The sequence below is a fragment of the Streptomyces hazeniae genome, from assembly GCF_031845485.1.
Taxonomy (GTDB): Bacteria; Actinomycetota; Actinomycetes; order Streptomycetales; family Streptomycetaceae; genus Streptomyces; species Streptomyces hazeniae.
The window spans coordinates 1-25,134 of sequence record NZ_JAVREQ010000016.1 but is presented as its reverse complement, the minus strand read 5'-3'; the positions used below and the strand labels follow the sequence as shown (position 1 = coordinate 25,134).

Sequence of the window (25,134 nt, the reverse complement as noted above, 5' to 3'; positions counted from 1 at the left end):
GTCATCGGCTCGCCCGCTCCCGTGCGCGCCAGGGCAACTCGGCGGTGAGGGTGGTCGGTCCGCCCGTGGGGGAGTCGACGACGAGCAGTCCGTCGACGGCGTCCAGCCGTTCCGCCAGCCCGTCCAGCCCGGACCCGGGCCGGGCGCCCGCGCCGCCCTTCCCGTCGTCGGTGACCTGAAGCATCAGCCGCCCGGCCGACCGCCACACCTCCACCGCGGCCGTCCGGGCGCCGCTGTGCTTGCTGACGTTCTGGAGCAGCTCGGAGACGGTGAAGTACGCGATGCCCTCGATCGCGGGCGCGGGCCGTTCGCCCAGGTCGGCGGTCACGGTGACGGGGACGGTGCAGCGTCGGGAGAGGGTGGTGAGGGCGGGGCCGAGGCCGCGGTCGGTGAGGATGGCGGGGTGGATGCCGCGTGCGAGGTCGCGCAGCTCCTGGAGGGCGAGTTTCACTTCGCCGTGGGCGTCGCCGACCATTTTCGCCGCAGCCTCGGGGTCTTCGAGGAGTTTCTCCTTGGCGAGGCCGAGTTCCATGGCGAGGGAGACCAGGCGGGCCTGGGCGCCGTCGTGCAGGTCGCGTTCGATGCGGCGCAGGTCGGCGGCGGCGGTGTCGACCACCACCCCCCGGTCCGACTCGAGTTCGGCGATCCGCCGCTCCAGCTCGTCCGACGGCGACAGCAGCGCCCGCGCCATCGCCCGGTCCACGTTCGTCAGCCCCCGCGCCACCCACGGCAGCGCCGGCCACGCCACGAACAGACTCACCAGCGCCACCGTGAAGGTGAGAATCCCCCACGGCAGACGGATCAGGCCGTACAGCGAACCGCGCCACGCCACCGGGTCCTTGAGCTGCGCCCACAGCCACGCGAAGAAGCCCTTCTCGCGGGTGCGCAGCGGACTCGGCTCGTCGATCCGCACCTGCAGCAGCGCGCGCACCCTCCGCCGCTCGATCCTCCCCAGCCCTCGGCACCCCAGCAGCCCCAGCGCCAGCAGCGGCAGGCCGACGACGGTGAACGACAGCACGGTGCTGACGTACAGCGCGGTCACCACGTACACGAAGCCGACGACGTCCACCGGCAGGTTGCTCAGCAGGTGGGCGATCTCCCGCCACGTCTGCGCGCTCAGCGGCGCGCGGGGTGCGGGCAGGGGCGCGTCGGCCGCTCTGGCCGGCTGTTCGCCCGGCTGCGTATCCCTCACGGTCATGCGCCCAGCCTGCCCGGCGCCGGGCCCGACCGCCATGGGGTTCCTGGGCGCCCCGGGGTGGGGTTTCCCCCACCCCGTTCGGCCGGCACGCGCGGTGCTCGGGTGGTACTCAGAATGTATTCTGAGTAGCGTTGTTCGCATGAGCCTCGAATCGGTCACCTTCTCGGACCTCTCCAGGAACCCCCGTGCGGTGGCCGAGCGTGCCGCTCGCGCGGGAAGACTGCGGGTCACCCACCGGGACGCGCCCGATTTCTATCTGAGTGCCGCTGCCCTGGAGGAGCAGAGAGACGCCAACCTCTCCACGTCGTCCCGCATGTTCCTCGCGCTGATGAAGCACGACTCCAGTGCGCGCTCTCTGCTGTCCGCAACGGCCGACGTCTTTCCATGGACACGGCACCTCACGGACGAAGAGGTGCGGGCGTTCACAGTCGAGTTGATCGGCGCGCTGTCGGACGCCGCCGAACTCGGCACCGACAACGCCGCCGAGCGCGTCATCGAAAGCTGGCGTGCCACGGCCCGGATCAAAGCCGACCCCGAGGAGAGTGGAGGAAGGTCCGCTACCTGATCGAGCGTGATCGGCGAACCGTCTGGATCGTCTACGCGGCGCCGCGCCATCCGAAGGACACCGACGCCTGAACCGCCCGCCGCGCCTCGCGCACAGAACAGTCCCCGGGGGTCCGCTGCTGGCACCCTCCGCCTCGGTCGTCGCCGAGGTTCCGGTGTCCACGGGCTCCCGGGGCCCTGAGTCAGAGCCTGCCGAGTGTCTCCTGCCGACGGACGTCTCCGTCGACGGTGCGGCTCTCCGACTTCCTGACCTGTGTCCAGTTTCCTCCCGGTTCGTTCCCTCGGTCAAGGGTGATGCGGGACCGACCTGCGGCAGGATGCGGTCCATGCCCACCCTCGTTCCGCCCGTCCTTCCGCCCGGCACCCTCGCGAAGACCGCGCAGCCCGCGCTCCCCGCCGACGGCGGGCTGACGCTCCGCCCCTGGCAGACGACCGACGCGCCCGCGGTGGTGGCGGCGTTCCGCGACCCGGCGATCCAGCAGTGGCACCGGCGCCGCGCCGACTCCGAGGACGAGGCCCGCGACTGGATCGCCCGCTGGCGCGCCACCTGGCAGGCGGAGACCGACGCCCACTGGGCCGTCGTCGACACCGCGACCGACGCCCTCGTCGGCCGGGCCGCCCTGCGCTGCCTCGCGCTGAGCGAGGGGCAGGCCGACGCCGGCTACTGGACGCTCCCCGCCGCACGCGGCCGGGGCGTGGCCGCCAGCGCGGTCGCCGCGATGGCCGCCTGGGCCTTCGAGGACGTGGGCTTCCACCGCCTCGAACTGCAGCACTCCGTCGCCAACCCCGCCTCCTGCCGCGTCGCGGCGAAGACGGGCTTCGCTCTCGAAGGCACCCGCCGCGCCGCCCTCCGCCACCCCGACGCCTGGCACGACATGCACCTCCACGCCCGCCTCGCCCCCGAGGCCTGAACCCCGAGGCCTGAACCCGGGGCCTGAACCCGACGCCGACCGCCGTGCCCGCGCCCGTCCGGATGCGTGACCGCGCGAGGGGTCACGGCGCGAGCCGGTAGGCGCGCCACCGGTCCCGGCCTGCGTGCAGCCGACGTGCAGTTCGTCGTGGACCTCGGGTCCGCGGGCCGAACCCCAGGGGCTAGACTCCCCGCCACGGAACGCCGGACGGAGCGGGCAGAGCGAGCAGCAGAGGACGGGCAGCGGACGTGCCGGACTACTTCCACGGCTACGCGGTCGTCGGGCTGGTCGCGGTCGTCGGCGTGCTGTTCGTGGCCGTCGCCTTCACCGCCGGCCGGCTGCTGCGGCCCGTCGTGCCCACGCCGGAGAAGCTGCTGACCTACGAGTGCGGCGTCGACCCGGTCGGTGAGGGCTGGGCGCACACCCAGGTCCGGTACTACGTGTACGCGTTCCTGTACGTGATCTTCGCGGTCGACTCGATCTTCCTCTTCCCCTGGGCGACGGTCTTCGCCGATCCCGGGTACGGGGGAGTCACACTGGTGGAGATGTTCGTCTTCCTCGGGTTCCTGACCGTGGGCCTGCTCTACGCGTGGAAGAAGGGCGTCCTGGAATGGACGTGACGCCATGGACGTGACGCCGACGACGACCGACCTGCCCGAGCCGCGGCGGCTCGGCGCGCTGGCGCGGCTGGCACCGGAGCCGATGAAGGTGGTCCTCAACTGGGGCCGCCGCTACAGCCTCTGGGTCTTCAACTTCGGCCTCGCCTGCTGCGCGATCGAGTTCATCGCCGCGTCGATGGCCCGGCACGACTTCATCCGGCTCGGCGTCATCCCGTTCGCGCCGGGCCCGCGACAGGCCGACCTCATGGTCGTGTCCGGCACGGTCACGGACAAGATGGCGCCCGCGGTGAAGCGGCTCTACGAGCAGATGCCGGAGCCGAAGTACGTGATCTCCTTCGGCGCCTGCTCCAACTGCGGCGGGCCGTACTGGGACTCCTACTCGGTGACGAAGGGCGTCGACCAGATCATCCCGGTCGACGTGTACGTGCCCGGCTGCCCGCCGCGCCCCGAGGCGCTCCTCCAGGGCATCCTCAAACTCCAGGAGAAGATCGCGAACGAGTCGGTGGCCGAACGGTACGCCGCCCCGGCAGCCGGGGCGGTGCAGCAGCCGACGCCCGGCGAGCTGACCAGCGGCCTGGTCGAACCCCCGCGCCGTGAGGGGGAGCGGTGAGCACGCCCGACGGACCCCCCGAGCCGGCCGACCGCCCCGAACCCACGGGACCGGCCGAGCCTCCGGCGTCCGCAGGGCCCGGCGAGCCGGCCGAGCCGTCGGGCGCCCAGGGGACCGGCGGCTCCGGGCAGCCGGTGTCGGACGTCCCCGGCGAGGCGATGCCCAAGCCGACGGAGGACCCCGGCGCCGTGCGCCGCGCCGAACCGGAGGACGAGCCGGCGGCCGAGGCGCCGACCGAGTCCGACCAGGCGCCGGTGGGCTGGCTGCCGCGCGGAGCCGCGGCGCTCTTCGGCGAGGGCGCGAGCGCCGAGGAGGCGTACGCCCTGCTCACCGTCGACGTCCCGGCGGAGCGCTGGATCGCCTCCCTCGAAACCGCCCGCGACGCACTGGGGTGCACGTACTTCGACTGGCTGAGCGCCGTCGACGAGCCGGGCACCGGATTCCACGTCTGCGCCCACCTCGTCGCCCTGCCGCACGAGCCGGGCGGTGACCACCGCGGGGACCCCGGTAGCGGGGACCCCGGCAGTGGTGTGCGACGGCTGGTGCTGCGGACCACCGTGCCGCACGAGGCGCCCGTCCTGCCGACGGCGACCCCCGTGTACGCGGGCGCCGCCTGGCACGAACGCGAGACCCACGAGATGTTCGGCGTCGACTTCACGGGCCATCCGCATCTCGCGCCGCTGCTGCTGCCCGACGCATTCGAGGGGCACCCGCTGCGCAAGGACTTCGTCCTGGCGGCACGGGTGGCCAAGGCGTGGCCGGGGGCGAAGGAGCCCGGCGAGTCGGAGCACGGCGGACCCAAGCGGCGGCAGATGCTGCCGCCGGGCGTGCCGGACCCCAACGAGTGGGGTCCGCTGAAGGGGCAGCTTCCGCCCGCGCCCGCCCGCCCGGCACGCGGCCGTGCGGCGGCGGGCGGCGACCGGCCCGCCCGGCGGACCCGCTCCGCGTCGGCCGGCTCCGCGAGCCAGACCCCCACGGACCAGACCCCTGCGACCGGGGGGGACACGGGGACGCCGGAGGCGTCCCGCCCGCCGCGCCGCTCGCGGAGTGCGAGTGAGGGCTCGGCGAGTCAGCGTCCCGCCGGGACGGCCGAGCCGTCCGCGGGCGGACCCGCGGAGCCGGACCCGTCCGAGCGAGGCGCCGCCGCCGCTCCCGCGTCCCGCCCGCCGCGCCGCTCGCGCAGCGCGAGTGAGGGCTCGGCGAGTCAGCGCACGGCACCCCCCGCGGACGAAGCGGGCGAGCCCCCCGGTGAGACGCCGCGCCCCGCGGACGCGCCGTGGCACCACGCGCGCCCCGCCTTCGAGGAGCCGGAGCGGGAACCGGGCTCCGGCGCCGACCGGCGTGAGGACGACGCGGCCGGCCCCTCCACCGGCGAACCGCGCGACGAGCGTGGTGCGCAGGACGACGAGACGGGCGGTGAGCGGTAGATGGACGTGCTGGACGTGACCCTGCGGCTGCTCGCCGTGCTCGCCGTCTTCCTCACCTTCCCCCTGCTGATCGGGCAGACGGAGCACAAGGTCATGGCCCACATGCAGGGCCGCGTCGGCCCGATGCATGCGGGCGGCTTCCACGGCTGGGCCCAACTCGTGGCCGACGGCGTCAAGTTCGCGCAGAAGGAGGACGTCGTCCCGGCGGGCGCCGACCGCCGGGTGTTCCAGCTCGCACCCGCCGTCGCGCTGCTGCCCTACCTCCTGGTCCTCATCGCCATCCCCTTCGCCCCCGACGGAGGCGTGGGGCAGGTGATCGACGCCGGCGTGTTCTTCGTCCTCGCCGTGATGGGGGTCGGAGTGCTCGGCTCGGTCATGGGCGGCTGGGCGTCGGCCAACAAGTTCTCCCTGCTCGGCGGCCTGCGGACGGCCGCGCAGCTGATGGCGTACGAACTGCCGATGCTGCTCGCCGCGGCGTCCGTCGCGATGGCTGCGGGCAGCGTCTCGCTGACCGGCATCCTGGACGGCTTCCAGTGGTGGTGGGTGCCGTGGCAGCTGATCGGCGCCTTCGTGTTCTTCACCGCCGGGCTCGCCGAGCTGCAGCGGCCGCCGTTCGACGCGCCGGTCGCCGACTCGGAGATCATCTTCGGTGCCTACACCGAGTACACGGGCCTGCGCTTCGCGCTGTTCCTGCTCGCCGAGTACGCCGGGATCGTCGTGCTGTGCGGGCTGACCACGGTGCTCTTCCTCGGCGGCTGGCACGGTCCCGCGTCGGGGGACCTCGGCTGGGTGTGGACGCTGCTCAAGACCGCCGCCCTCGCCTTCCTCGTCATCTGGCTGCGGGTCAGCTATCCGCGGCTGCGGGAGGACCAGCTGCAACGGTTCGCCTGGACGCTGCTGGTGCCGCTCGCCCTGTTCCAGATCGCCCTCACCGGCGTCGTCAAGGTGGTGATCAACTGATGCCCGTGCCCGGTTCCGGCCTCGCCAAGGGGCTCGCCGTCACCCTGCGCACGATGACCCGGCGCTCCGTCACCGCGCACTACCCGGACACGCAGCCCGAACTCGCCCCCCGCACCCGGGGCGTGATCGGGCTGTTCGAGGAGAACTGCACGGTCTGCATGCTGTGCGCACGCGAGTGCCCCGACTGGTGCATCTACATCGACTCGCACAAGGAGACCGTGCCGGCCGCCGCTCCCGGAGGCCGCGAGCGCAGCCGCAACGTGCTGGACCGGTTCGCCATCGACTTCGCCCTGTGCATGTACTGCGGCATCTGCATCGAGGTCTGCCCGTTCGACGCGCTCTTCTGGTCCCCGGAGTTCGAGTACGCGGAGACCGACATCCACGAGCTGACGCACGAACGGGACAAGCTGCGCGAGTGGATGTGGACGGTGCCCGAACCGCCCCCGCTCGACCCGGCGGCCGAGGAGCCGAAGGAGATCGCCGCCGCACGCAAGGCAGCCGACAAGGCCGCCGAGAAGGCGGAGGCATGCCGCGCGCAGGCCGAGGCCGAAGGAGGCGACGCCGAGTGAGCCCGCCGGCGCCCGCCACCGTCGCGCTCGCGGCGGACCACCCCGGATTCCTCTCGCCCACCGGCGTGGAGATCGTCTTCCTCCTCGTCGGCGTCGTCACCCTCGCCGCCGCGATCGTCACCGTCACCACCCGGCAACTCGTGCACGCCGCGCTCTGGCTGGTCGTCGCGCTCGGCGGCATCGCCGTCGAGTACCTGCTGCTCACCGCCGAGTTCATCGCCTGGGTGCAGGTGCTGATCTACGTGGGATCGGTCGTCGTGCTGGTGCTCTTCGGGCTGATGCTCACACGGGCGCCGATCGGACGCTCTCCCGACGCGGACTCCCGCAACCGGCCGGTCGCCCTGCTCGTGGCCGTCACCGCGGCCGCGCTGCTGGTCACCCTCGTCGTCGACGCGTTCCGCACCACCTGGATCGACCTCGACGGCCCCGTACAGGGCTCCACCCGGGTCGCGGGCGCGATGCTCTTCCGGCACTGGGTCCTGCCGTTCGAGGCCCTCTCGGTGCTGCTGCTGGCGGCGCTCGTCGGCGCCATCGTGCTCTCCCGCCGCCGCGGGGACACGGCCGCGGCGCGAGGGGGCAAGCGCTGATGCACCTCGCGTATCCGGCGGTCCTCGCCGCCCTCCTCTTCTGCACCGGCCTGTACGGCGTCCTCGCCCGGCGCAACGCGATCCTCGTGCTGATGTCGGTCGAGCTGATGCTCAACGCCGTCAACCTCAACCTCGTCGCCTTCGACGTGTGGCTGCGCGACGCCCTGCACGCCGGGCAGGCGCTCACCCTCTTCACCATCGCCATCGCCGCCGCCGAGATCGGCATCGGCCTCGCCATCGTGCTGCTGGTGTACCGCAACCGGGGCAGCGCGGACATCGACCGCCTGCGCGCCCTGCGCGAGGACGACGGCGACGAGCCGGACGAACGGCAGGGCGGCGCACCGGAGGGCGCACCACCCGACCTCGCGCCCGACGGGACGGCCGACGACGCCGTGCCAGGGAAGACCGCCGCCGGGAGGCAGACCGCGTGACCACCACGACCCTGGCCGTCCTCGTCCCCCTCCTGCCGTTCCTCGGCGCCCTCTCCGGCCTGCTGCTGGGCCGCCGCGCACCCGGCTTCGTCCGCCCCCTCGCACTGCTGCCCACCCTCGCCTCGGCGGTGCTCGCCGTCCTGGTCGCGGCGCGGCAGCACGGCGGCACCCCCCTCAGCGCCGCCACCGAACTGACCCCGACCGGCGCCCCGGACCTCCCCGTACAGCTCGCCCTGCACATCGACGGCTACGCCGCGCTCGTCGCCGTCCTGGTCGGTGTCGTCGCCACCTGCGTGCAGCTGTACTCCACCGGCTACCTGCGCGACGACCCGCGCTACTCCTCCTACGCCGCGCTGGTCTCCCTCTTCACCGCCGCGATGCTGCTCGTCGTCTACAGCGACGACCTCATCGTGCTCCTCGTCGGCTGGGAGGTGATGGGCATCTGCTCCTACTTCCTCGTCGGCCACTACTGGGAGACACGCGCAGCCCGCGACGCCTCCCTCAAGGCGTTCCTGGTCACCAAGCTCGGCGACGTGCCGTTCCTCGTCGGCATCTTCGCCCTCGCCACCGACCTGGACACCTTCCGCATCAGCACCCTGGTCATACGGGTCAGCTCCACCCTCTCCGACTACGAACTGCAGCACCCCACCCTCGTCGCCCTGCTCCTGCTGGCCGGCGTCGCGGGCAAGTCCGCACAGTTCCCCCTGCACACCTGGCTGCCCGACGCCATGGCCGGCCCCACCCCCGTCTCGGCGCTCATCCACGCGGCCACCATGGTCGCGGCGGGCGTGTACGTCGTCGGACGGCTGCTGCCGGTCTTCGCCGCCTCCACCGCGGCGCTCGCCGTGCTCGCCGCCATGGCCGCCGTCACCATGGTCGGCTCGGCGCTCGCCGCGCTCGCCCAGGACGACGTCAAACGCGTCCTCGCCTGGTCGACCGTCGGCCAGCTCGCCTACATGGCCGGAGCCCTCGCCGTCCTCGACCGCGGTGCGGCCGTCTTCCACCTCCTCACGCACGGCGCCTTCAAGGCGCTGCTCTTCCTCGGCGCCGGCGTGCTCATCCACGCCGCCGGCACCAACTCCCTCGCGGCCATGTCCCGGATGCGCGGCATCGCCAAGCGCGCCCCGGACGCGGCCTGGACCATGGCCGTCGCACTCCTCGCCCTCGCCGCCATCCCGCCGTTCTCCGGCTTCTTCTCCAAGGAGGCCGTGCTCGGCGCCGCGGAGCACGCCGCGTTCGGCGACACCGACGGCGTGCCCGCCGCGGTCGGCTGGACCGTCCTCGCCGCCGGACTGCTCACCGCGTTCCTCACCGCCGCCTACGCCGGCCGCCTGTGGCTGCTGGCCCTGCGCGGCGACGGCCCCGAGGAGGCCCCCGACCACGGCCGCGAGCCCGTCGTCATGAACGCCGTGCTGTGGGTGCTGGCCGTCCCCTCCCTCGCGCTCGGCCTCGCCTACGGCGTGCTGCCCGAATGGTTCGACGGCACCTCCCTCGCGCCGACCCTCGTCACCTCCGTCCTCGCCACCGGCCTCGCCCTCGTCGGCGGCATCACCGTCTACGCCGCCTGGCGGCACACCACCGCCCGCCGCGGCGTCCCGCTCGGCGCCGTCGCCGCACACCCCGGGGACGACGCGGCCACCTCCGAGGCCGAGGCCATCGCCACCCACGAGCCCGCCTACGGCGACATCGCCGCCGCCCCGGACCCCGCCGACCCCGGCCGCGTACTCCTCGGACCGCTCCACCGGCACGCCGCCCACGGCTTCCACCTCGACGCCGTGTACGCCGCCCTGTTCGTCCGCCCCACCCGCGCCGCCGCCCGGCTGGTCCGTTTCCTCGACCACGCCGTCGTCGACACCTACGTCCGCGGCGCCGGCCTCGGCCCCCGCCTGCTCGGCGGCGCCGTCCGCCGCGCCCAGACCGGCAACGTGCAGACCTACCTCAGCGCACTGCTCGCCGGCTCCCTCGTGCTCGCCGTGGCAGCCGTGGTCGCCGCCACCGGAAACGGAGGCTCCTGAGCCGTGCTGCCGCTGAACGACACCGCCATGCGACTGCTGCTCGCCGCCGCCGTCGTGCTGCCCCTGCTCGGCGCGGGCGCCGCCCTGCTGCCCGCACCGCCCGGGCTGCGCGGGCGCAGCCCCGAACAGGCCGTCCTGCGGCACGGCGTGACCGTCACCGGCGCCGTCCTCGCCGTCACGCTCGTGCTCACCGCCGGCTTCGACCACGACCAGCCGGCCGCCGTCCAGGCCGAGACCGACCTCAGCTGGATCCCCGCCCTCGGCGTACGGCTCCACCTGGGCGTCGACGGAATCTCGCTCCCCCTCCTCGTCCTGACCGCGCTGCTGACCTTCCTCTGCGCGGTCTACTCCTACTTCCGCATGCCGGCGGGCCCGTCCCCCACCGGCTTCGTCGCGCTCCTCCTCGTCCTCGAGGCCGGCACCCTCGCCACCTTCGCCGTCCTCGACCTCGTGCTCTTCTTCCTCGCCTTCGAGATGGTCCTCATCCCGATGTACTTCCTCATCAACCGCTGGGGCGGCGACGGACGCGGCCCCGCCGCCTGGAAGTTCATCCTCTACACGCTGCTCGGCTCCGTCGTGATGCTGCTCGGCCTCCTCCTCGTCGGCATCCAGGGCGGCACGTTCGACATGCTCGCACTCGCCACTGACAACGGCTCAGAACTCAGCCGCGCCACGCAGATCACCGCCGTCCTCGCCATCGGCGTCGGCCTCGCCGTGAAGACCCCGATGTGGCCGCTGCACACCTGGCTCCCCGACGCGCACACCGCCGCCCCGACCGTCGGGTCCGTCCTCCTCGCGGGCGTCCTGCTGAAGATGGGCACCTACGGGTTCGTCCGGATCGTGCTGCCCGTCGCCCCGGACGGCTTCCGCACCTTCGCCCCCTACCTGGCCGCGTTCGCCGCCGCCGGCATCGTCTACGGCTCCCTCGCCTGCCTCGCACTCGCCCGGCGCGGCGCCGGGGGCGACCTCAAGCGGCTGATCGCCTACTCCTCCGTCGGTCACATGGGCTTCGTGCTGCTCGGCATCGCCACCATGACGCCGACCGGTGTCAACGGCGCCCTCTTCGCCAACGTCGCCCACGGCCTCATCACGGGCCTGCTGTTCTTCCTCGTCGGCGCGCTCAAGGACCGCACCGGCACCACCGACCTCGACGCCCTGGCCGGCCGCAGCGGAGCCGCCCTCTACGGACGGATGCCGCGTTTCGGCGGCCTCCTCGCGTTCGGGGCCGTCGCGTCTCTCGGCCTGCCCGGTCTGGCCGGTTTCTGGGGCGAGATGCTGGCCCTCCTCGGGGCCTTCGACCCGGCCCCCGGCCTCGACCGCGCGGGCTTCCTGGTCTGCATGGCCGTCGGCGCCTTCGGCACCCTGCTCACCGCCGCCTACCTGCTGATCGTCGTCCGCCGGGTGTGCATGGGCGACCCCGCGGAACGGCGCGCCCCCACGCCCGCGGCCGAACCCACGCCCGCGGCCGAACCCACGCCCGGGGCCGTCCCCACGTCCGGGGCCGAACCCGTACCCGACGACCGCACCGGCACCGGCACCGCCGGGGGCACCACGACCCTCCCCGCCACCCGCGAGGCCGCCGCCCCGCTCCCCGACGTGCACGGCCACGAGTACGCGGCCTGGGCCCCGCTCGTCGCCCTCACCGTCCTCGCCGGACTCTGGCCCGCGCTCCTCCTCGGCCTGACCGACCCCGCCGTCCAGAACCTCCTGCCGGGAGCCACCCCATGACCCCGCTCGCCGGAGCCGCAGCGGCACCGAGCCTCGTGCAGTCCGTCGACTGGCTCGCCATCGCGCCGCCCACCGTCGCCGCACTGGCCGCCCTCGCCGTCCTCGTCGCCGACCTCTTCCTTCCCGAGCACCGCAAGCACCTGCTCGGCGCCCTGGCCCTCGGCGGGCTGGCCGCCGCAGTGCTCACGATCGTCCCGCTCGTCGGCGCCGACCTCAGCACCTTCTGCCTCACCGCCGACCCCGCCGACCCCGCCGACCCCACCGCCCCCACCGGCGCCGCCGCCTGCAGCTACGTCGCGGACCCCTTCACCCTGGTCGTCCAGTTCCTGGTGCTCGGCGGCGCGCTCCTCGCCGCGCTGCTCTCCGTCCCCGCCGTACGCGACGAGCGCCTTCCCGCCGGCGAGTACTGGTTCCTCCTGCTGACCTCCGCCGCCGGAGCCGCGCTGCTCCCCGCCTCCCGTGACCTGGCCACCCTGGTCATCGCCCTGGAGGTCGCCTCCCTGCCCGCGTTCGCGCTGGTCGGCCTGCGCCGCGGCGAACGCCGCTCCTCCGAGGCCGCGCTCACCTTCTTCCTCTCCTCCGTCACCGCCACCGCCGTGATGCTGCTCGGCATCAGCTTCGTGTACGCCGCCACCGGCTCCCTCCACCTCACGGTCGTCGCCGAACAGCTCACCTCCGTCGACCCCCGCCTCGGCACGCTCGCCGCCGCGGGCGTGGCCCTCACCCTCGTCGGCTTCGCGTTCAAGACCGCCGCCGCGCCCTTCCACTTCTGGGTCCCGGACGCCTACGCCGGCGCCCCGCTCCCCGTCGCCGCATACCTCTCGGTGATCGGCAAGGTGGTGGGCTTCTCCGGCATCGCCCTGGTCACCCTGGTCGGGTTCCCCACCTACGCCGACGTCTGGGGCCCGGCCCTCGCCCTACTCGCCGCCCTCACCATGACCGTCGGCAACCTGGGGGCGCTGCGCCAGGGCGCCGACCGCTCGCGCGGCGCCGTACGGCTGCTCGCCTGGTCCTCCGTCGGACAGGCCGGCTACCTGCTCGTCCCCCTCGCGGCCGCCGGCCGCACCCCGGAGTCCGGGACCGCCGACGCCCTCGGCTCCACCGTCGCCTACGCGCTCATGTACGCCGTGGTGAACCTCGGCGCCTTCGCCGTCGCCGCACACGTCGGCGGCGAAGGCCGGTTGCGGGACTACCGGGGCCTGTACGCCCGCAACCCGCTCGCCGCGCTCGCCCTCGGCTTCTTCCTGCTCTGCCTGGCCGGCCTGCCGCCCGGTGTCATCGGCCTCTTCGCCAAGGTCGTCGTCTTCCGCTCCGCCGTCGACGCCGGCCTGGGCTGGCTCGCCGTGATCATGGCCGTGAACGTCGTGCTCGCCCTCTACTACTACCTGCGCTGGACGGCGCTCCTCTTCCGCGGCCCGGAGCCCGCCGAGGCGGCCACCGCCCCCGAGGGCCGCCGGCCGGGACTGGGCGCTCCCCTGGCCGCCACCCTCGCCGTCACCGGGCTCGTCGGCGTCACCCTGTCGGGCGCCCCGCAGCTCGTCCTCCGCTTCGCGGCGACGACCCTGCTCTGACCCGCCCGCCCCTCCACCCGGCCGAAGCTACCGGCCGGGAACCGGCGTCCCCCGTCTCGCGTTGACCCGTACGTGAGGGTCCACTGGGAGGTGGAACGACCACCTGCCTCAAGGGTTCTCCTGCGGCACCATCTGGAGGGCGTACCGTGCACCGCCGGCACAACGGGCTGAGGACAGCTCTGCTCCTCGGAGGGCTGTCCGCCCTGATCATCCTGATCGGCAGCTTCTTCGGCCGTACCGGCCTGGTCGTCGCACTCGTCGTCGCGCTGGGCACCAACGCGTACGCGTACTGGAACAGCGACAAGCTGGCGCTGCGCGCCATGCGGGCCCGGCCGGTGAGCGAGTTCGAGGCCCCGCAGCTCTACCGCATCGTGCGGGACCTCTCGACCGCCGCCCGGCAGCCGATGCCCCGCCTCTACATCTCCCCGACCCGCGCCCCCAACGCCTTCGCCACCGGACGCAACCCGCGCAACGCCGCCGTCTGTTGCACCGACGGCATCCTCCGCCTCCTCGACGAACGCGAGTTGCGCGGCGTCCTCGGGCACGAGCTGAGCCACGTCCACAACCGCGACATCCTCATCTCGTCCGTCGCGGGGGCCATGGCCTCCGTGGTGCTCTTCCTGGTCAACTTCGCCTGGCTCATCCCCCTCGGCCGCTCCGACGACGACGAGGGCCCCGGCCTGGCCGGAATGCTGCTGATCATCATCCTCGGCCCGCTCGCCGCGACCCTCATCCAGCTCGCCGTCAGCCGCTCCCGCGAGTACGAGGCCGACGCCGCCGGCGCCCAGCTCACCGGCGACCCGCTGGCGCTCGCCTCGGCCCTGCGCAAACTGGAAGCAGGAACGAAACAGCTGCCGCTCCCGCCCGAACCGCGGCTCGAGACGGCGAGCCACATGATGATCGCCAACCCGTTCCGCGGCGGCGGGATGTCCCGGCTGTTCTCCACCCACCCGCCGATGGCGGAACGCATCGCCCGGCTCGAAAAGATGGGAGGCGGGCCCCGATGAGGACCTTCCTGAACGTCGTCTGGCTGATCCTCTCCGGTCTCTGGATGGCCCTCGGCTACCTCGTGGCAGGCGTTCTCTGCTGCATCCTGATCATCACGATCCCCTTCGGCATCGCGTGCTTCCGCATCGCGGTCTACGCGCTGTGGCCCTTCGGCTACCGCGCGGTCGAACGCGGCGGCGGCGCGAGCCTCGCCTCCGGCGTCGGGAACGTGATCTGGCTGGTCGTCGCCGGTATCTGGCTCACCATCGGCCACATCACCGCCGGAATCGCCTTCTGCGCCACGATCATCGGCATCCCGTTCGGCATCGCCCACTTCAAGATGGTGCCGATCTCCCTGATGCCCCTGGGCCGCGAGATCGTCCCCACGACCGCCCGCGACGCCTACCCCGGCTACCGCTGGTAGCCGGGACAGGCGCCACCCGGCACGAGCGCCGTACCCGCTCGTGCCCGTGGCTCAGCGGTAGTTCACGAACTGCAGCGCGAAGTCGAAGTCCTTGCCCTTCAGCAGGCCGATGACCTCCTGCAGGTGGTCACGGCTCTTCGACGACACCCGCAGCTCGTCGCCCTGCACCTGCGCCTTCACGCCCTTCGGGCCCTCGTCGCGGATGATCTTCGCGACCTTCTTCGCGTTGTCCTGGGAGATACCCTCCTCGATGGACGCGAACAGCTTGTACTCCTTGCCGGACGCCTGCGGCTCACCCGCGTCCAGCGACTTCAGCGAGATCCCCCGCTTGACCAGCTTGCCCTGGAAGATGTCGAGGACGGCCTTCACGCGCTCCTCGGAGTTGGCGCGCATCTCGATCCGCTCGCCGGACCACGCGATCGACGCGTCCACGCCCTTGAAGTCGTAGCGCTGCGAGATCTCCTTGGCGGCCTGGTTGAGCGCGTTGTCGACCTCCTGCCGCTCGACCTTCGAGACGATGTCGAAACTGGAGTCGGCCATGGTGTCTGTGGCTCCTCGTAGGTAGGAAACGGTCCAACACGTCACGCGTCCGGCCCGCCCGTTCGCGGGCCCGTCCGCGCCCGCAAGCCTAGCCACCCGCGCCGCCTCCGGCCGCCGGTCAACCGGGTGGCGGACCACCCCCGCCCATCAGGTATGGTTTACCCCGTTGCCACGGAGCACCGCCGACAAGCGGTGTCCCCGGGCGGCAGATCCCAGGCGGTGTGCCCGAGCGGCCAAAGGGAGCAGACTGTAAATCTGCCGGCTCAGCCTTCCCAGGTTCGAATCCTGGCGCCGCCACAGCGGGAAAGGGCCCGGTGACCAGCGGAAACGCTGATCACCGGGCCCTTTCGCATGCCGCTTCTGCGGGGCCGCGTTTTGTGGGGAATGACCCACTCTGTCTCACCCTGTTTCGCGTGCTGACCAGCACGTGTGGGGCACGTGTGGGGCACGATCCCCGGGCCTACCTGGCGGTTCTCAGCGCCGCCTCGATCCGGGCGTTCGCCGTGTCCGCCGTGCCGTCCAGACACTTCGCGTAGACCCGGAACAGCACGGTGACGCTGTGGCCGGCGCGCTTCGCCACGAGCTGCGGTTCGACGCCAGAGCTGAGCCACGTCGATACCGCCGCGTGCCGCAGGTCGTACGGCCGCTTCGCAAGCGGAGAGGCGAACTGCGCGGGCGTGAGGGCCCGGCGGCGAGCTTCCGCCCAGACCTCGCCGTATCCGGTGTCCTGGATGAGCCCGCCCCGCATGGTGCGGAACAGGCGCCCGTCCGGAGCTGTGCCGTACGCGGTGAGGTGCCACCGCAGCAAGGCCACCAGGTCGGGCGGGATCGGTACAACGCGCACCGCTTTCCGTGGACGGTGCTTCAACCCGCGTTTGTCGTGTGACTCGCCGGTGTCCGTCCATGCCGACCCGGAGCGCGGGCGGGTCTCCCGAATCCTCAGCTCGCCCCAACCGCGTCGCGGCAGGTCGCAGTCGTGGGCGCGCAGACCGATCACCTCGGCAGGTCGCGCGGCCGCGAAGTACATGCAGCCGAAGAACGCGACCAGTCGGCGACCGCGCGGGCTCTGAATGCGCACAGCGTGGAGCAGAGCCGCTGCCTGCCGGGGGTCGGGCACGCAGGCCGGGTCTACTTCCTCCTCTACCTGCTCAGGCGCCTTCCACTGGACCAGTGGAAGCGGGTTGCTGGTCAGGCGCTCCGCATCAACGGCGAAGCCCAGCGCGTTGTGAAAGATCGCCCGCTTCCGTCGGATGGTCGACGCGGCGGCCGTCGTCCCGTCCAGCTTCCGGGTCAGCGCATCGAGTGCCGTCCGCACGCGCATCCGGTCCGCGACCGCTGAGACGGGGAGGGACTTCCGCTCGAACCAGTCGAGCACGCGGACCACATCCGCCGGCGGGGTCTCATCGCGGCGGTTCACGTTGAAGGCCCAGCTGTAGAGCGCCGTCCGAACCGTCTCGGCGTCGGCCATCCCCTTGCTGTCCTTGACCAGAGCGGGTGTGACGGTGGCCATCGCCTCGGCGAGCGTCCGGCGGGTGGAGCCGGGGGAGTGCGGCCACTTCATCTCGATGTAGTCCTGCGCGTGCCGGAACCACGAGACGTCGTTCCGTTGACGAAGCTCACGCACGGGGAGGCCGGTCTCCTCATCGAACGGCTCGCCCTCGTGCACGGCTCGCATCAGTTCCGCTCGCCTGCCGTCGGCGAGCGTCTTCGTGCGGAAGGTCTGCGAGTGCGGAGTGTCGCCCGTCTTCCAGCGCAGCTCAGCCGACGACTGGCGCCGGTCCTTGCGCTGCCGGACGCTCCAGATGCGCACGTCGTACGTCTTTCCCACCAGGTGCCTTTCGTGCAGAGAAGGGGCCCGGCGTGAGCCGGGCCCCTTCGGCGGATCGGGTTGATCAGGTGGTCAGGCGGCGGCCCGTTCGCAGTCGGCCCACCAGGCGTCGAGGTCGCTGCGACGGACGCGGAGGTGTCCGTTCGGCAGCTTGACGAGGCGGGGCGCCTTGCCCCGGGCGCGCATGCGGTAGAAGGCGGCGCGGCTCATGTCGATCTCTTCGAGGACTTCGGGAAGCTTGAGCATCTGGCGGCGTGCCGTGGTGGACACCGGTTCCTCCTGAGGGGTCGGTGCGCGAAAGCGCGTCCGGGGCGGGCGTCGACTGTGTGTCCGAGGTGGTGTTTTCTGCGTCATCAGCGTCATCAGCGTCATTCGCGCCTCTGGCCTGCGGTTTTGTGTGACGCAGATGACGCAGGATGACGCAGAGGTCGGCCGTCTGCGTCATGGCCGTCATCGCAGGCCAGGGGCCGTTTCGGTGTCCCGCATGACGCAGATGACGCAGCGTCTTCCCTCTTAGGAAAAAAGGAGGGGGTGTCTGTAGTAGTGCGGGTGCGGCTCAAGACGTGAAGAGGGAGCCGCTTCGCGGCGCGACCATGGCAGGGCGGCTGCGCCGCCGAACAGCAAGAGGAGCACGCCGGGCCGGTGGTGCTCCTCTTGCCTTTTCGCGACGTGCCCGGTCAGAACATCCGCTTCCCCTCGTCGGCCGGCGGGTTCGGGGGGCGGGTCATTTCGAGGTAGCGGCCCTCGCTGGTGCGCCCAGAGTCGATGAGCACGTCCCGGGCCGCGAGGGTGGGCTGTAGGCGCTTGAGACGGTCGGAGAGGACCTTGCCGGTGGTCGGCCACCCCTTGGGCAGCGGACGCAGCTCGTCGCCGTTGTAGAGGCGGGAGAGGCAGTGCAGCCACTCCGTGGAGGTCATCCGTTGCGCCCCGCCCGGCTCGATGCTCTCGGCGTGCTTGAGGACGGTCTGCGCGAGCAGGTCCCCTTCGATCACGTCGTCGTTGAGGTCGTCCAGGCTCTGGCGGTAGGCGGCGAGGGCTCCGAGTCCGGTCGCGGCGTCGAGCTGCGCGCACAGGTGCGCGAAGTCCGCCATCCGCAGATCCGTCGGGGTCTCCGCCTCGGCGGCCCGGACCTTGACGGTGAGGTCGAGCAGGGACCCGAGCACGACGGGCAGCACCTCTGCGTACTCCGCCCACAGCTCCGCCTCGGTGCGCCGGACGCGCGGACGCTCCAGGCGCAGGGGCAGGAGGCGTTCGGCGAAGTCGGGTTTGATCACTCCGACGTCGATGCCGGTCATGAGTAGCGGTCGCCGGTAGGCGATGCGGAAGACGTCCCCGTCGGTGAACAGGGCCCGTTTGACGTCGTCGGCGCCGGTGACGATGCGGCACATCGCATCCGAGAGGGCCGGGGTCAGGTGAGAGAGGTTGTCCAGCGCGGTGACCCACCCGGCCGCCACGGTCGTGGTCAGGTTCTCCTCATCCGTCGGCGCCCGGCGCAGGTCGCCGGACATGCCCTCGATGATCCGCACCAGCATCCGCCCGCCGGTCGACTTCCCCGCGCCCTGCGGACCGGTCAGGAACGGCGCCGGAACGGGCACCGACGGACCGAGGCAGCCGATGAGCCACGCGATCGCGAGACATTCGGTCTGAGGCCCGGCGAAGTTGCACAACCTGAGCAGCAGGTCGATGCCCTTGCCGTCCGTGTCCGCGACCGGCACGGGGAGTTCGCCGGTGAGCTGGGTACGGCGCCAGCACACCTCACGCGGGTCCGGCACGGTCACCTCCCACCCTGCGGGGTGGATGCGGACGGACTGGCCGTCGTCGCGACCGAGGTCCAGCCACGTCGCCCCGTCGAACCCGGGAGCGACGCGGATGTGCACGCTCTGCACGTCCTCCGTCAGCGCCAGAGCCTCGATCAGGTCCAGCGCCTCCTTGAGCGCGGTGCCGTTGAACACGCCGCGCCCGTCCCGGTACAGGCCGACCATGAGTTCCTGCCGGTGGCTGCCCGTCGTGCCCTGCGAGCGGATCGGCCGGGCCACCGGGTGGCCCTTCTTCTGCGCGTACACGGTCCCGTCGCCGGTGCGGAAGTACCGGAAGTGCTCCTGCGCGTACTCGGTGATGACCTCGCGCGCCGGGGTCTTCTCCTCCTCGGACATGATCAGACTCCCAACCGGTTGCGGGCGTTGCTCCACGCCTCGGTGCAGTGCCGCAGGGTCTCGCCCTTGGCCTGCGCGGCGGCGAACAGCCGCGCCACATGCGTCTCGGTGAGGCAGCCGCACCGGCCATGCGTGGACAGCACCGCCAGGAACGTCCGGTACACCGTGTGATGGACCGCGCTGCGCGCTTCGGTGATGCGCCCCTCGGCCATGCCGATGCCACGCTCGAGGTACGTCGGCGTCCGGTGCGGGCACAGCCCCCGCCCGGCCGCCGTGGGCACCGTGACGGCGCCCGGCGCCGGGCGAGCGACGGCGGGCCGCTTCTCGATGAGGTCACGGACGACCTGCGGCAGTTCCGTCATGGGGCCGGTGCCGGGGCCGACGTAGCGGGCGTAGGACATGGACGATTTGATGTCCATGCCCGGCCGCACACCGTTCGAGGACGGCATCGTGCCCTGGTAGATCCAGTGCTCCCCGCGCGTCGTGGGCACGGTGCGGGTCGGCGGGAGGTTCCCGCGGGCCCAGTCGACGGCGGCCGGGTTGTCGAGGTCGACCACGGTCAGCCCGGCACCGCCGGGGTGGTAGGCCACCACGGCGGCCTGCCGCCATGCCGGCGCCCACGCCGGGGAGCGCAGGGTGTCGGGGTCGGTGGTGGCGGCGGCCCAGGCGTGGCACGGGCGCGGACAGGCGCACGGCCCGGCCCGCAGCATGTTCGGCCGGTCCCCGCACGCGGACTTGGTGCATGCCGGGCAGTTGCCGAACGGGAGCTTCCCGCGCCGCAACGGCAGCACCGGCACCCCAGCGGCGGCGAGCCACAGCGCGGTGCCGAGCAGGTTGGCCGTCCCGCCGCGTGGCCGGACGGGGGTGGGTTGGGTCATGCTGGGAGACCTCCTCAGTCTCTTGGGGCTTGCGGGAGAGCCGGGGCGACCGCGCATTCTTTGGCGAGGACGGCGGTCGCCCCGGGCGTAGTCAGGCGGCCTGACGCGCCGCTGTGTCGACGGCGTGGGGTCGGGTGAGGGTGTGGAGGGCGGCGGCGGCTTGTTGGGGGACGACGCCGTTGCCGAGGGCTTTGAGCTGGGCGGTGCGGGAGAGGCCGGGGACGTCGGTGACGTGTCCGGCGGGCAGGCCCATGAGCCATTCGACGAAGCGTGCGTTCAGGCGTCCCACAGCGTCGGTTGGCTCGGGTGCTCGGCGTCCGAGGACGTCCTCCCAGCGCGCGACGGCGGGGCCGTAGGCGCCCCAAGCCGGTGTGCCGCCGAGGGCAGTGTCAGGTCGCCCTTGCTGCCCCGCTGGTTCGGTCCGCCCTTCTCGCCGTCGCTGGCCCGTGGCGTCGGCAGCAGGGCGCCGCGCAGCGTGGGGTTGCCCCGGCCGTAGGTCGTCGAGTGCCGTTCGCTGTCCGCCGACGTCGGAGTGGGCAGGAGTGAGCACACCTCGGCCGCCAGGGACTTCCCGTGCCGTCCGGCTTCCTGGGAGGGGGTGCGGCGGGTCTGCCGGTTCTCGTTCGCCGATGCCCGCGGGGTGGGCAGGAGGGAGACGGCGTGCCTGAGGTTCATGCCGCCCTGGGCGGCGTGGCCGGTGCCGGTCGCCTCCGAGGTGGAGGGGGTGGGCAGCAGTTCGGCCACGGTGGGCAGTCCGTCCGGGTAGCCCTTCCCCTTGGCGTCCCGGGCCCTGGGTGTCGGTAGGCCAGGTGAGGAGGAAGAGGCGTTTGCGTTGGTGGGCGGCGCCGACGTCGGATGCGCGAAGAGTGCACCAGCGCGCATCGAACCCGAGGGCGGCAAGGTCGGCGAGGACGGTGTCGAATCCCAGGGAAAGGTGCCCTGCGACGTTCTCAAAGACCGCGTAGCGGGGTCCTAGAACGCCAAGGGCGCGGGCGATGTGGGGCCAGATGTGCCGGGCATCTGCGGTTCCCTTCCGTTTGCCGGCGGTGCTGAAGGGCTGGCAGGGGTAGCCGCCCACGACGACGTCGACGGGGGGCACGGTGTGCCAGTCGGTGGTGGTGATGTCGCCGAGGTTGGGCACCCGCGGGTGGTGGTGGGCCAGGATGCGGGCGGCGCCGGGGTCGTTGTCCGCGACCCACGCCAACTCGCCGCCGAGAGCGCGGCGCACGGCCAGGTCCAGGCCGCCGTAGCCGGTACACACCGACCCCAGACGCAACGGGACGGATGGAACGTCGAGCACGAGGGATCTCCTCCCTGACATAGCCCGAAGGGCCGGCACCGGGGTCTCCGGTGTCGGCCCTTCGGGCTGTGCGGGGTGTGGGTCAGATGTTGGTGTCGCCGCCGAAGTACTCGGGGACGGTGGTGCGCAGTTCGTCTTCGACGGCCTGGTACGCCGTGTAGTGGGAGAGCGGGGTGTTGTGGAGGGCGAAGCGCAGGCCCCTGAGCAGTCCGTCGAGGGTGACTTCCTTGCCGGGGTCGGCCTGGCGGCGGGCTTCGGCCAGCAGGTCGGCGAAGAGGGAGACGGCGGTTCCTCGCCGCTCTTCCCAGAGCCAGGCGAAGACGGTGCCGAAGGGGTCTCCGGGGTGTGCGACGCCGCCGGGCTTGTAGGTGCGGGCGAGGTCGGCGCCCTCGTAGCACACGAAGCCGGTCAGCAGGTGTTCGAAGGCCCGGTGGGGCATGTCGATGCGGTCCATGGGTTCCTGTCTCGTCGGTGGGTTGGGCGGGGTCATGGTGGCGTGGTGTCGGGGCCGTGGGGCAGGGCGCACAGCCCGCTCACGGGCGCTTCCCGGGGCTGTGCCGTGTGACCTCGAAACCCGATATCAGTGCTGGTCAGGGCGGGTCAGGGGTGGTGTCGGGGTCGAAACCGGTTTCGGGTCGGGGTGAAACCTTGATCCGTTCCTGAAACCGGGTTCGGGGGTGTCTAGTCGTCGGCGTCGTCGGGGTTGGGGAGGTCGGTGTAGCGCACTCCCTTGGCGCCTCCGCAGCACTCGCGGAGGGTGAGCTGGCGGGTGGGGACCTTGTGCGGCTTGAGCGCCGCGGACAGGGCGGTGGAGCGTGCTGCGGAGTCCTCGGTGTCCAGCCACGCCCCGTACAGATCGGCCCGGTAGGCGGCGAGGGCTTCGACCAGGCGGTGGGAGTGCACGGCGTCGGCGCCGTCGGGCCACACGTCGCGCAGGTGGTCGATGACGGTGGCGGTGTCGGCGTGCTCGACCTCCTGCCCCGCCGCCTCACCGGAGAGGGTGCCGGCGGCGGTGCGCAGGGCGAGGGCGCGTTTGCCGATGTCCTCGGCTTCGGTCTGCTTGATGAACGCCGCCCGCACCGTGGACCCTTCACGGCCGCGGGCGAGGATGCCGGTGCCCTGCTCGGTCACGCTGATCTCGGTGGCGCGCAGGCCGCGTTCGTGGGCGCCGGTGCCGAGCACGTTGTTGTTCGCCCGCCAGTCCATGACCGCCAGGCACAGCCGCGTGCCGACCGAGGAGGAGACGGAGGTGGGCAGGGAGGAGGCGTCGGGGTTCTGCGTGAGCAGGATCAGGATGACGCCGTAGGCGCGGCCCTTCTTGATCAGCTTGGTGCACAGCTTCGCCGCCTCGGCGCCGTACTCCTCGTGCGTGAACAGCTCTTGGGCCTCATCGACGACGATGACCCGGGGTCCGAGGTTCTGCTCCGGGTACTTCTCCGCCAGCTCCCGGGTCACCCGCCGCCCGTCGGGGGTCTCGGAGGAGGGCAGGGCCTTGATGAACTTCGCCCTGCGCTGCTGCTCGGCGATCCCGGCGCGCAGTCCGGCGATGGTGGCCTCGATGTCCTCGTCGTCGTCACCGGAGACGTACCGGTGGCACACGGGCTTGACCGCGTTGAGGTCACCGGAGCCCTTGAGTTCGTACACCCACAGCTCCGCGGTCGGGTCCAGCGCGCAGCCGAGCACGATCGCCAGCGCGCAGGAGGTCTTGCCGGAACCGGGGATTCCGCCGACCAGGAGGTTGGAGTACATGAGGGTGATGGTCACGAGGTTGCCGCGCGGGTCGAAGCCGAACGGCAGGGGGGCGAAGACGTCGGCCTGGCCGTTCTTCATCAGCGGCCACAGGCGGCGGGGGGCCTTGGCGGGGTCCTGCTGGGCCACCCACAGCACCAGGCGTCCGGGGTGGGCGTTGCGGTCGCCTTCGGGCCAGACGGTGGAGATGGGGCGGCGCATCGCCGCAGCGAGCGCGGCGCGCTTCTCCAGCACCTTCCCGGCCTCCACACCCGGGGGCAGGTCGACCTCGGCGCGCCAGCCGGGGCCGTCGCGCTGGACCTCGGCGGCGAAGGTGACGCCGCTGCGGCCCTTCTTGCCCTCGATGCCGATGGCGGCCAGGGCCTCGAACACCTCGGTGGAATCGAGCTGCCGCATGGTGTGGGTGGAGACGTAGCGGGTGACGATCGGCCGGTCCGCCTTCCGCCCCGCCAGCCCCAGACCGGCCGCCGCACCGACGGCGCCGGCGGCGAGTGCCCAGGCGGGGGCGAGGAGGGCGGCGGCGGTGCCGGTGACCAGAGCGACGGTGCCGACGGCGAGGGAGAGTATGCGCCGCGGCCGCACCCGACGGGAGTGCTCCCGCGACAGCGACAGCCACGCCTCCACATCCGCCGCCGCGGCGGCCTTCGCAGTCACCGGCCGGGCCTCGGTGTCCAGCACCCACCGGCCCCACCGCATGAACAGCCGCCCCGCGCCGCGCGGCGCCTGCAAGGTGAGCCGACCCAGGTAGAGCGGGGCCCGCACGGTGTGGAACGCGGTCACGTGCCCGTAGTACGCCCCCGCCCACCGCGCGGCGTAGGTGAAGTCATCGGCCCGACGCAGCGCCGGGTGGATGACCGGCGGCGCATCGGCCATGTACGCGCGCTTCTGCGCCACCCAGGTGCCCTCGGGCATCGTCAGCGCGGGATTGTCCACCGGCCGCAACTCCTGCACCGGCGCGGCTTCAACGCCCTCGGAGGGCGCGCCCGGCGCCGCCTCCTCGGCGGGGGCGGGTGCGGTCGGTTCGGCGGTCGCCGTCTCGGCGGCCGGGGTGTCGGTGTCCTTGACCAGGGACAGCCGCGGGGCGGCCGGGGGTGCATCGGCCGCCTCGGCGGCGTGGGTGTCTGCCATCGTGGTGCTCTCCTGATTCCTTCGATGAGGGGTTGGGGGCCCGGCGGGGCGGCCCGGATGCTTGCCGGCGTGGGCCGCCCCGACCGGGGTCAGCGGGCGGCGCGCTCCACGACCCGCAGCCGCTTCTCCGCCTCCCGCCGCTCGCCCTTGGCGCGCTGCCGCTCCTCGCGGGAGGTGGCGGTGCGCTCGGCGACGCGGGCGGCGGCCAGAGTGTCCTTGGCCTCGTTCAGCCGCCGGGCGTGCGCCTCGTGCTCACGCCGCCCCCGGTCGGCGGCGGCCTGGTCGATCCGCTCGATCTGCGCCTCGATCCGCGAGACGTCACCGGAACAGTTCTTGGCGCCCTTGAGCAGCAGCCGGGCACGCTGCGCCTTCTCGGTGCGGGTGTAGACGGGAGTGGTCATGGTCAGTCCTCCTGCTTGGTCTCGCTGATGGCGGCGGCCTGGGCGAGCTGAGCCCAGACGGCGGCCTGCTCGATGTACTTCGCGGGCAGGTCGTCGCGGTGGCGGGCGGTCAGCAGCCCTGCAGCGCGGGCCCGGTAGTCGGCGGCGGTCATCCCGGTGTGCATCTCGGCGTTCACGGGGGGGGGTTCCTCTCGTGTTCGGTGTGAGCGGCGGGGGTGGGAATCACCACCACTTGATGCGCCGCTCCCGCTTGTGCAGCTCCAGGTGCTCCAGGCAGTCGGGGCAGTCCTCCTTCGAGCCGATCCCGAGGAGGTTGGCGTGCTTCTTCGCGTGCTCCTCGCACTGCTTGCAGGGCTCCTGCGACATCAGGGGGTCTCCTCTCGGGTCACTTCTTGCGGGTCTTGCCGGAAGCGACGGCGTAGGCCATCAGCCCGCAGGCGATGCAGGCCCAGCCGCGGCCGAGGTGGCCGTCACCACCGACGACGAACACGGCGCCGGCGGTGACGAACAGGACGATCGCGAGGGCGTAGAAGAACTTCGGCATGGCGTCCTCTC

Annotated in this window: 27 protein-coding genes, 1 tRNA gene and 1 pseudogene; 15 read left to right on the top strand and 14 right to left on the bottom strand. The window is 72.5% G+C overall.

Annotation, left to right across the window (positions count from 1 at the left end):
• Window position 1: 1 nt before the first annotated feature.
• On the bottom strand, window positions 2–1,198 hold the full coding sequence (locus RM572_RS17865; protein ID WP_311674362.1) for a sensor histidine kinase: 1,197 nt from the start codon (window positions 1,196–1,198) through the stop codon (window positions 2–4).
• Between the two features lie 139 nt (window positions 1,199–1,337).
• Between RM572_RS17865 and RM572_RS17860 the strand changes: the two genes are divergently transcribed.
• The 14 genes from RM572_RS17860 (at window position 1,338) to RM572_RS17795 (ending at window position 14,602) form a co-directional block, all read left to right on the top strand.
• Window positions 1,338–1,763 (top strand): prevent-host-death family protein, encoded by a 426-nt coding sequence (locus tag RM572_RS17860; RefSeq protein ID WP_311674361.1) that lies wholly within the window; start codon window positions 1,338–1,340, stop codon window positions 1,761–1,763.
• A 325-nt stretch (window positions 1,764–2,088) separates the two neighbouring features.
• Window positions 2,089–2,673 (top strand): GNAT family N-acetyltransferase, encoded by a 585-nt coding sequence (locus RM572_RS17855; protein WP_311674360.1) that lies wholly within the window; start codon window positions 2,089–2,091, stop codon window positions 2,671–2,673.
• A 248-nt stretch (window positions 2,674–2,921) separates the two neighbouring features.
• Window positions 2,922–3,293 (top strand): NADH-quinone oxidoreductase subunit A, encoded by a 372-nt coding sequence (locus RM572_RS17850; RefSeq protein WP_027765197.1) that lies wholly within the window; start codon window positions 2,922–2,924, stop codon window positions 3,291–3,293.
• 4 nt (window positions 3,294–3,297) lie between these two features.
• Entirely contained in the window at window positions 3,298–3,903 is a 606-nt protein-coding gene (locus tag RM572_RS17845) for an NADH-quinone oxidoreductase subunit B (RefSeq protein WP_027765196.1), read from the top strand.
• Window positions 3,900–5,330 carry an NADH-quinone oxidoreductase subunit C gene (locus tag RM572_RS17840; protein ID WP_311674359.1) on the top strand — a complete coding sequence of 477 codons (1,431 nt, stop codon included), beginning with the start codon at window positions 3,900–3,902 and terminating at the stop codon, window positions 5,328–5,330. The genes RM572_RS17845 and RM572_RS17840 overlap by 4 nt, the downstream gene beginning before the upstream one ends.
• On the top strand, window positions 5,331–6,290 hold the full coding sequence (locus tag RM572_RS17835; protein ID WP_311674358.1) for a complex I subunit 1/NuoH family protein: 960 nt from the start codon (window positions 5,331–5,333) through the stop codon (window positions 6,288–6,290). It abuts the gene before it with no gap.
• Window positions 6,287–6,859, top strand: a complete 573-nt coding sequence (locus RM572_RS17830) for a NuoI/complex I 23 kDa subunit family protein (protein WP_311674456.1) — start codon at window positions 6,287–6,289, stop codon at window positions 6,857–6,859. Before RM572_RS17835 ends, RM572_RS17830 begins: the two co-directional genes overlap by 4 nt.
• On the top strand, window positions 6,856–7,446 hold the full coding sequence (locus tag RM572_RS17825) for an NADH-quinone oxidoreductase subunit J family protein (RefSeq protein WP_311674357.1): 591 nt from the start codon (window positions 6,856–6,858) through the stop codon (window positions 7,444–7,446). The genes RM572_RS17830 and RM572_RS17825 overlap by 4 nt, the downstream gene beginning before the upstream one ends.
• Entirely contained in the window at window positions 7,446–7,877 is a 432-nt protein-coding gene (gene nuoK / locus RM572_RS17820) for an NADH-quinone oxidoreductase subunit NuoK (protein WP_311674356.1), read from the top strand. The genes RM572_RS17825 and nuoK overlap by 1 nt, the downstream gene beginning before the upstream one ends.
• Window positions 7,874–9,892, top strand: coding sequence for an NADH-quinone oxidoreductase subunit 5 family protein (locus RM572_RS17815; protein ID WP_311674355.1), 2,019 nt, complete (start codon window positions 7,874–7,876; stop codon window positions 9,890–9,892). The genes nuoK and RM572_RS17815 overlap by 4 nt, the downstream gene beginning before the upstream one ends.
• A gap of 27 nt (window positions 9,893–9,919) precedes the next feature.
• Window positions 9,920–11,620 (top strand): complex I subunit 4 family protein, encoded by a 1,701-nt coding sequence (locus RM572_RS17810; protein WP_311674455.1) that lies wholly within the window; start codon window positions 9,920–9,922, stop codon window positions 11,618–11,620.
• Window positions 11,617–13,191: an NADH-quinone oxidoreductase subunit N gene (locus RM572_RS17805; RefSeq protein ID WP_311674354.1), complete on the top strand. Its 1,575-nt coding sequence runs from the start codon at window positions 11,617–11,619 to the stop codon at window positions 13,189–13,191. The genes RM572_RS17810 and RM572_RS17805 overlap by 4 nt, the downstream gene beginning before the upstream one ends.
• Window positions 13,192–13,337: 146 nt before the next feature.
• Window positions 13,338–14,198, top strand: a complete 861-nt coding sequence (htpX, locus tag RM572_RS17800; RefSeq protein WP_027765187.1) for a zinc metalloprotease HtpX — start codon at window positions 13,338–13,340, stop codon at window positions 14,196–14,198.
• A complete protein-coding gene (locus RM572_RS17795) occupies window positions 14,195–14,602 on the top strand; it encodes a YccF domain-containing protein (protein WP_027765186.1) in 408 nt (135 codons plus the stop codon). The genes htpX and RM572_RS17795 overlap by 4 nt, the downstream gene beginning before the upstream one ends.
• A gap of 51 nt (window positions 14,603–14,653) precedes the next feature.
• On the opposite strand, the gene RM572_RS17790 is transcribed toward RM572_RS17795, so the two are convergent.
• On the bottom strand, window positions 14,654–15,142 hold the full coding sequence (locus tag RM572_RS17790) for a YajQ family cyclic di-GMP-binding protein (protein ID WP_311674353.1): 489 nt from the start codon (window positions 15,140–15,142) through the stop codon (window positions 14,654–14,656).
• A 215-nt stretch (window positions 15,143–15,357) separates the two neighbouring features.
• On the opposite strand from RM572_RS17790, the gene RM572_RS17785 reads away from it, so the two are divergent.
• Window positions 15,358–15,439, top strand: a tRNA-Tyr gene (locus RM572_RS17785).
• Window positions 15,440–15,602: 163 nt separating this feature from the next.
• Here the strand turns inward: RM572_RS17785 and RM572_RS17780 are convergent.
• The 12 genes and pseudogenes from RM572_RS17780 to RM572_RS17725 all read right to left on the bottom strand — a co-directional run bounded on the left by RM572_RS17780 (window position 15,603) and on the right by RM572_RS17725 (window position 24,945).
• Window positions 15,603–16,970 (bottom strand): tyrosine-type recombinase/integrase, encoded by a 1,368-nt coding sequence (locus tag RM572_RS17780; protein WP_311674352.1) that lies wholly within the window; start codon window positions 16,968–16,970, stop codon window positions 15,603–15,605.
• 72 nt (window positions 16,971–17,042) lie between these two features.
• Entirely contained in the window at window positions 17,043–17,216 is a 174-nt protein-coding gene (locus RM572_RS17775) for a helix-turn-helix transcriptional regulator (protein WP_311674454.1), read from the bottom strand.
• A gap of 431 nt (window positions 17,217–17,647) precedes the next feature.
• Complete coding sequence (locus tag RM572_RS17770; protein WP_311674351.1) at window positions 17,648–19,123, bottom strand: ATP-binding protein; 1,476 nt, start codon at window positions 19,121–19,123, stop codon at window positions 17,648–17,650.
• A gap of 2 nt (window positions 19,124–19,125) precedes the next feature.
• Window positions 19,126–20,001 (bottom strand): bifunctional DNA primase/polymerase, encoded by an 876-nt coding sequence (locus tag RM572_RS17765; RefSeq protein WP_311674350.1) that lies wholly within the window; start codon window positions 19,999–20,001, stop codon window positions 19,126–19,128.
• Between the two features lie 91 nt (window positions 20,002–20,092).
• A complete protein-coding gene (locus RM572_RS17760) occupies window positions 20,093–20,290 on the bottom strand; it encodes a hypothetical protein (RefSeq protein WP_311674467.1) in 198 nt (65 codons plus the stop codon).
• Window positions 20,278–20,745, bottom strand: a complete 468-nt coding sequence (locus RM572_RS17755) for a hypothetical protein (protein WP_311674466.1) — start codon at window positions 20,743–20,745, stop codon at window positions 20,278–20,280. The genes RM572_RS17760 and RM572_RS17755 overlap by 13 nt, the downstream gene beginning before the upstream one ends.
• 124 nt (window positions 20,746–20,869) lie before the next feature.
• Window positions 20,870–21,322 (bottom strand): annotated as a pseudogene (locus tag RM572_RS17750) (DNA cytosine methyltransferase); the annotation flags it as partial.
• A gap of 61 nt (window positions 21,323–21,383) precedes the next feature.
• A complete protein-coding gene (locus RM572_RS17745) occupies window positions 21,384–21,755 on the bottom strand; it encodes a hypothetical protein (protein WP_311674349.1) in 372 nt (123 codons plus the stop codon).
• Window positions 21,756–21,982: 227 nt separating this feature from the next.
• On the bottom strand, window positions 21,983–24,178 hold the full coding sequence (locus RM572_RS17740; protein WP_311674348.1) for an FtsK/SpoIIIE domain-containing protein: 2,196 nt from the start codon (window positions 24,176–24,178) through the stop codon (window positions 21,983–21,985).
• 89 nt (window positions 24,179–24,267) lie between these two features.
• Window positions 24,268–24,579, bottom strand: coding sequence for a hypothetical protein (locus tag RM572_RS17735; protein WP_311674347.1), 312 nt, complete (start codon window positions 24,577–24,579; stop codon window positions 24,268–24,270).
• Between the two features lie 2 nt (window positions 24,580–24,581).
• Entirely contained in the window at window positions 24,582–24,755 is a 174-nt protein-coding gene (locus RM572_RS17730) for a hypothetical protein (protein WP_311674346.1), read from the bottom strand.
• A 46-nt stretch (window positions 24,756–24,801) separates the two neighbouring features.
• Window positions 24,802–24,945 (bottom strand): hypothetical protein, encoded by a 144-nt coding sequence (locus RM572_RS17725; protein WP_311674345.1) that lies wholly within the window; start codon window positions 24,943–24,945, stop codon window positions 24,802–24,804.
• Window positions 24,946–25,134 lie beyond the last annotated feature (189 nt).

Excerpts from the sequence above, each read along its gene's own strand:
- RM572_RS17775 (WP_311674454.1), bottom strand. The coding sequence starts at position 17,216 with ATGCTCAAGCTTCCCGAAGTCCTCGAAGAGATCGACATGAGCCGCGCC.
- RM572_RS17805 (WP_311674354.1), top strand. The coding sequence starts at position 11,617 with ATGACCCCGCTCGCCGGAGCCGCAGCGGCACCGAGCCTCGTGCAGTCC.
- RM572_RS17770 (WP_311674351.1), bottom strand. The coding sequence starts at position 19,123 with ATGTCCGAGGAGGAGAAGACCCCGGCGCGCGAGGTCATCACCGAGTAC.
- RM572_RS17810 (WP_311674455.1), top strand. The coding sequence starts at position 9,920 with ATGCGACTGCTGCTCGCCGCCGCCGTCGTGCTGCCCCTGCTCGGCGCG.
- RM572_RS17865 (WP_311674362.1), bottom strand. The coding sequence starts at position 1,198 with ATGACCGTGAGGGATACGCAGCCGGGCGAACAGCCGGCCAGAGCGGCC.
- RM572_RS17735 (WP_311674347.1), bottom strand. The coding sequence starts at position 24,579 with ATGACCACTCCCGTCTACACCCGCACCGAGAAGGCGCAGCGTGCCCGG.
- RM572_RS17765 (WP_311674350.1), bottom strand. The coding sequence starts at position 20,001 with ATGACCCAACCCACCCCCGTCCGGCCACGCGGCGGGACGGCCAACCTG.
- RM572_RS17745 (WP_311674349.1), bottom strand. The coding sequence starts at position 21,755 with ATGGACCGCATCGACATGCCCCACCGGGCCTTCGAACACCTGCTGACC.
- RM572_RS17725 (WP_311674345.1), bottom strand. The coding sequence starts at position 24,945 with ATGTCGCAGGAGCCCTGCAAGCAGTGCGAGGAGCACGCGAAGAAGCAC.
- RM572_RS17790 (WP_311674353.1), bottom strand. The coding sequence starts at position 15,142 with ATGGCCGACTCCAGTTTCGACATCGTCTCGAAGGTCGAGCGGCAGGAG.
- RM572_RS17835 (WP_311674358.1), top strand. The coding sequence starts at position 5,331 with ATGGACGTGCTGGACGTGACCCTGCGGCTGCTCGCCGTGCTCGCCGTC.
- RM572_RS17795 (WP_027765186.1), top strand. The coding sequence starts at position 14,195 with ATGAGGACCTTCCTGAACGTCGTCTGGCTGATCCTCTCCGGTCTCTGG.
- RM572_RS17740 (WP_311674348.1), bottom strand. The coding sequence starts at position 24,178 with ATGGCAGACACCCACGCCGCCGAGGCGGCCGATGCACCCCCGGCCGCC.
- nuoK (WP_311674356.1), top strand. The coding sequence starts at position 7,446 with ATGCACCTCGCGTATCCGGCGGTCCTCGCCGCCCTCCTCTTCTGCACC.
- RM572_RS17860 (WP_311674361.1), top strand. The coding sequence starts at position 1,338 with ATGAGCCTCGAATCGGTCACCTTCTCGGACCTCTCCAGGAACCCCCGT.
- RM572_RS17845 (WP_027765196.1), top strand. The coding sequence starts at position 3,298 with ATGGACGTGACGCCGACGACGACCGACCTGCCCGAGCCGCGGCGGCTC.
- RM572_RS17855 (WP_311674360.1), top strand. The coding sequence starts at position 2,089 with ATGCCCACCCTCGTTCCGCCCGTCCTTCCGCCCGGCACCCTCGCGAAG.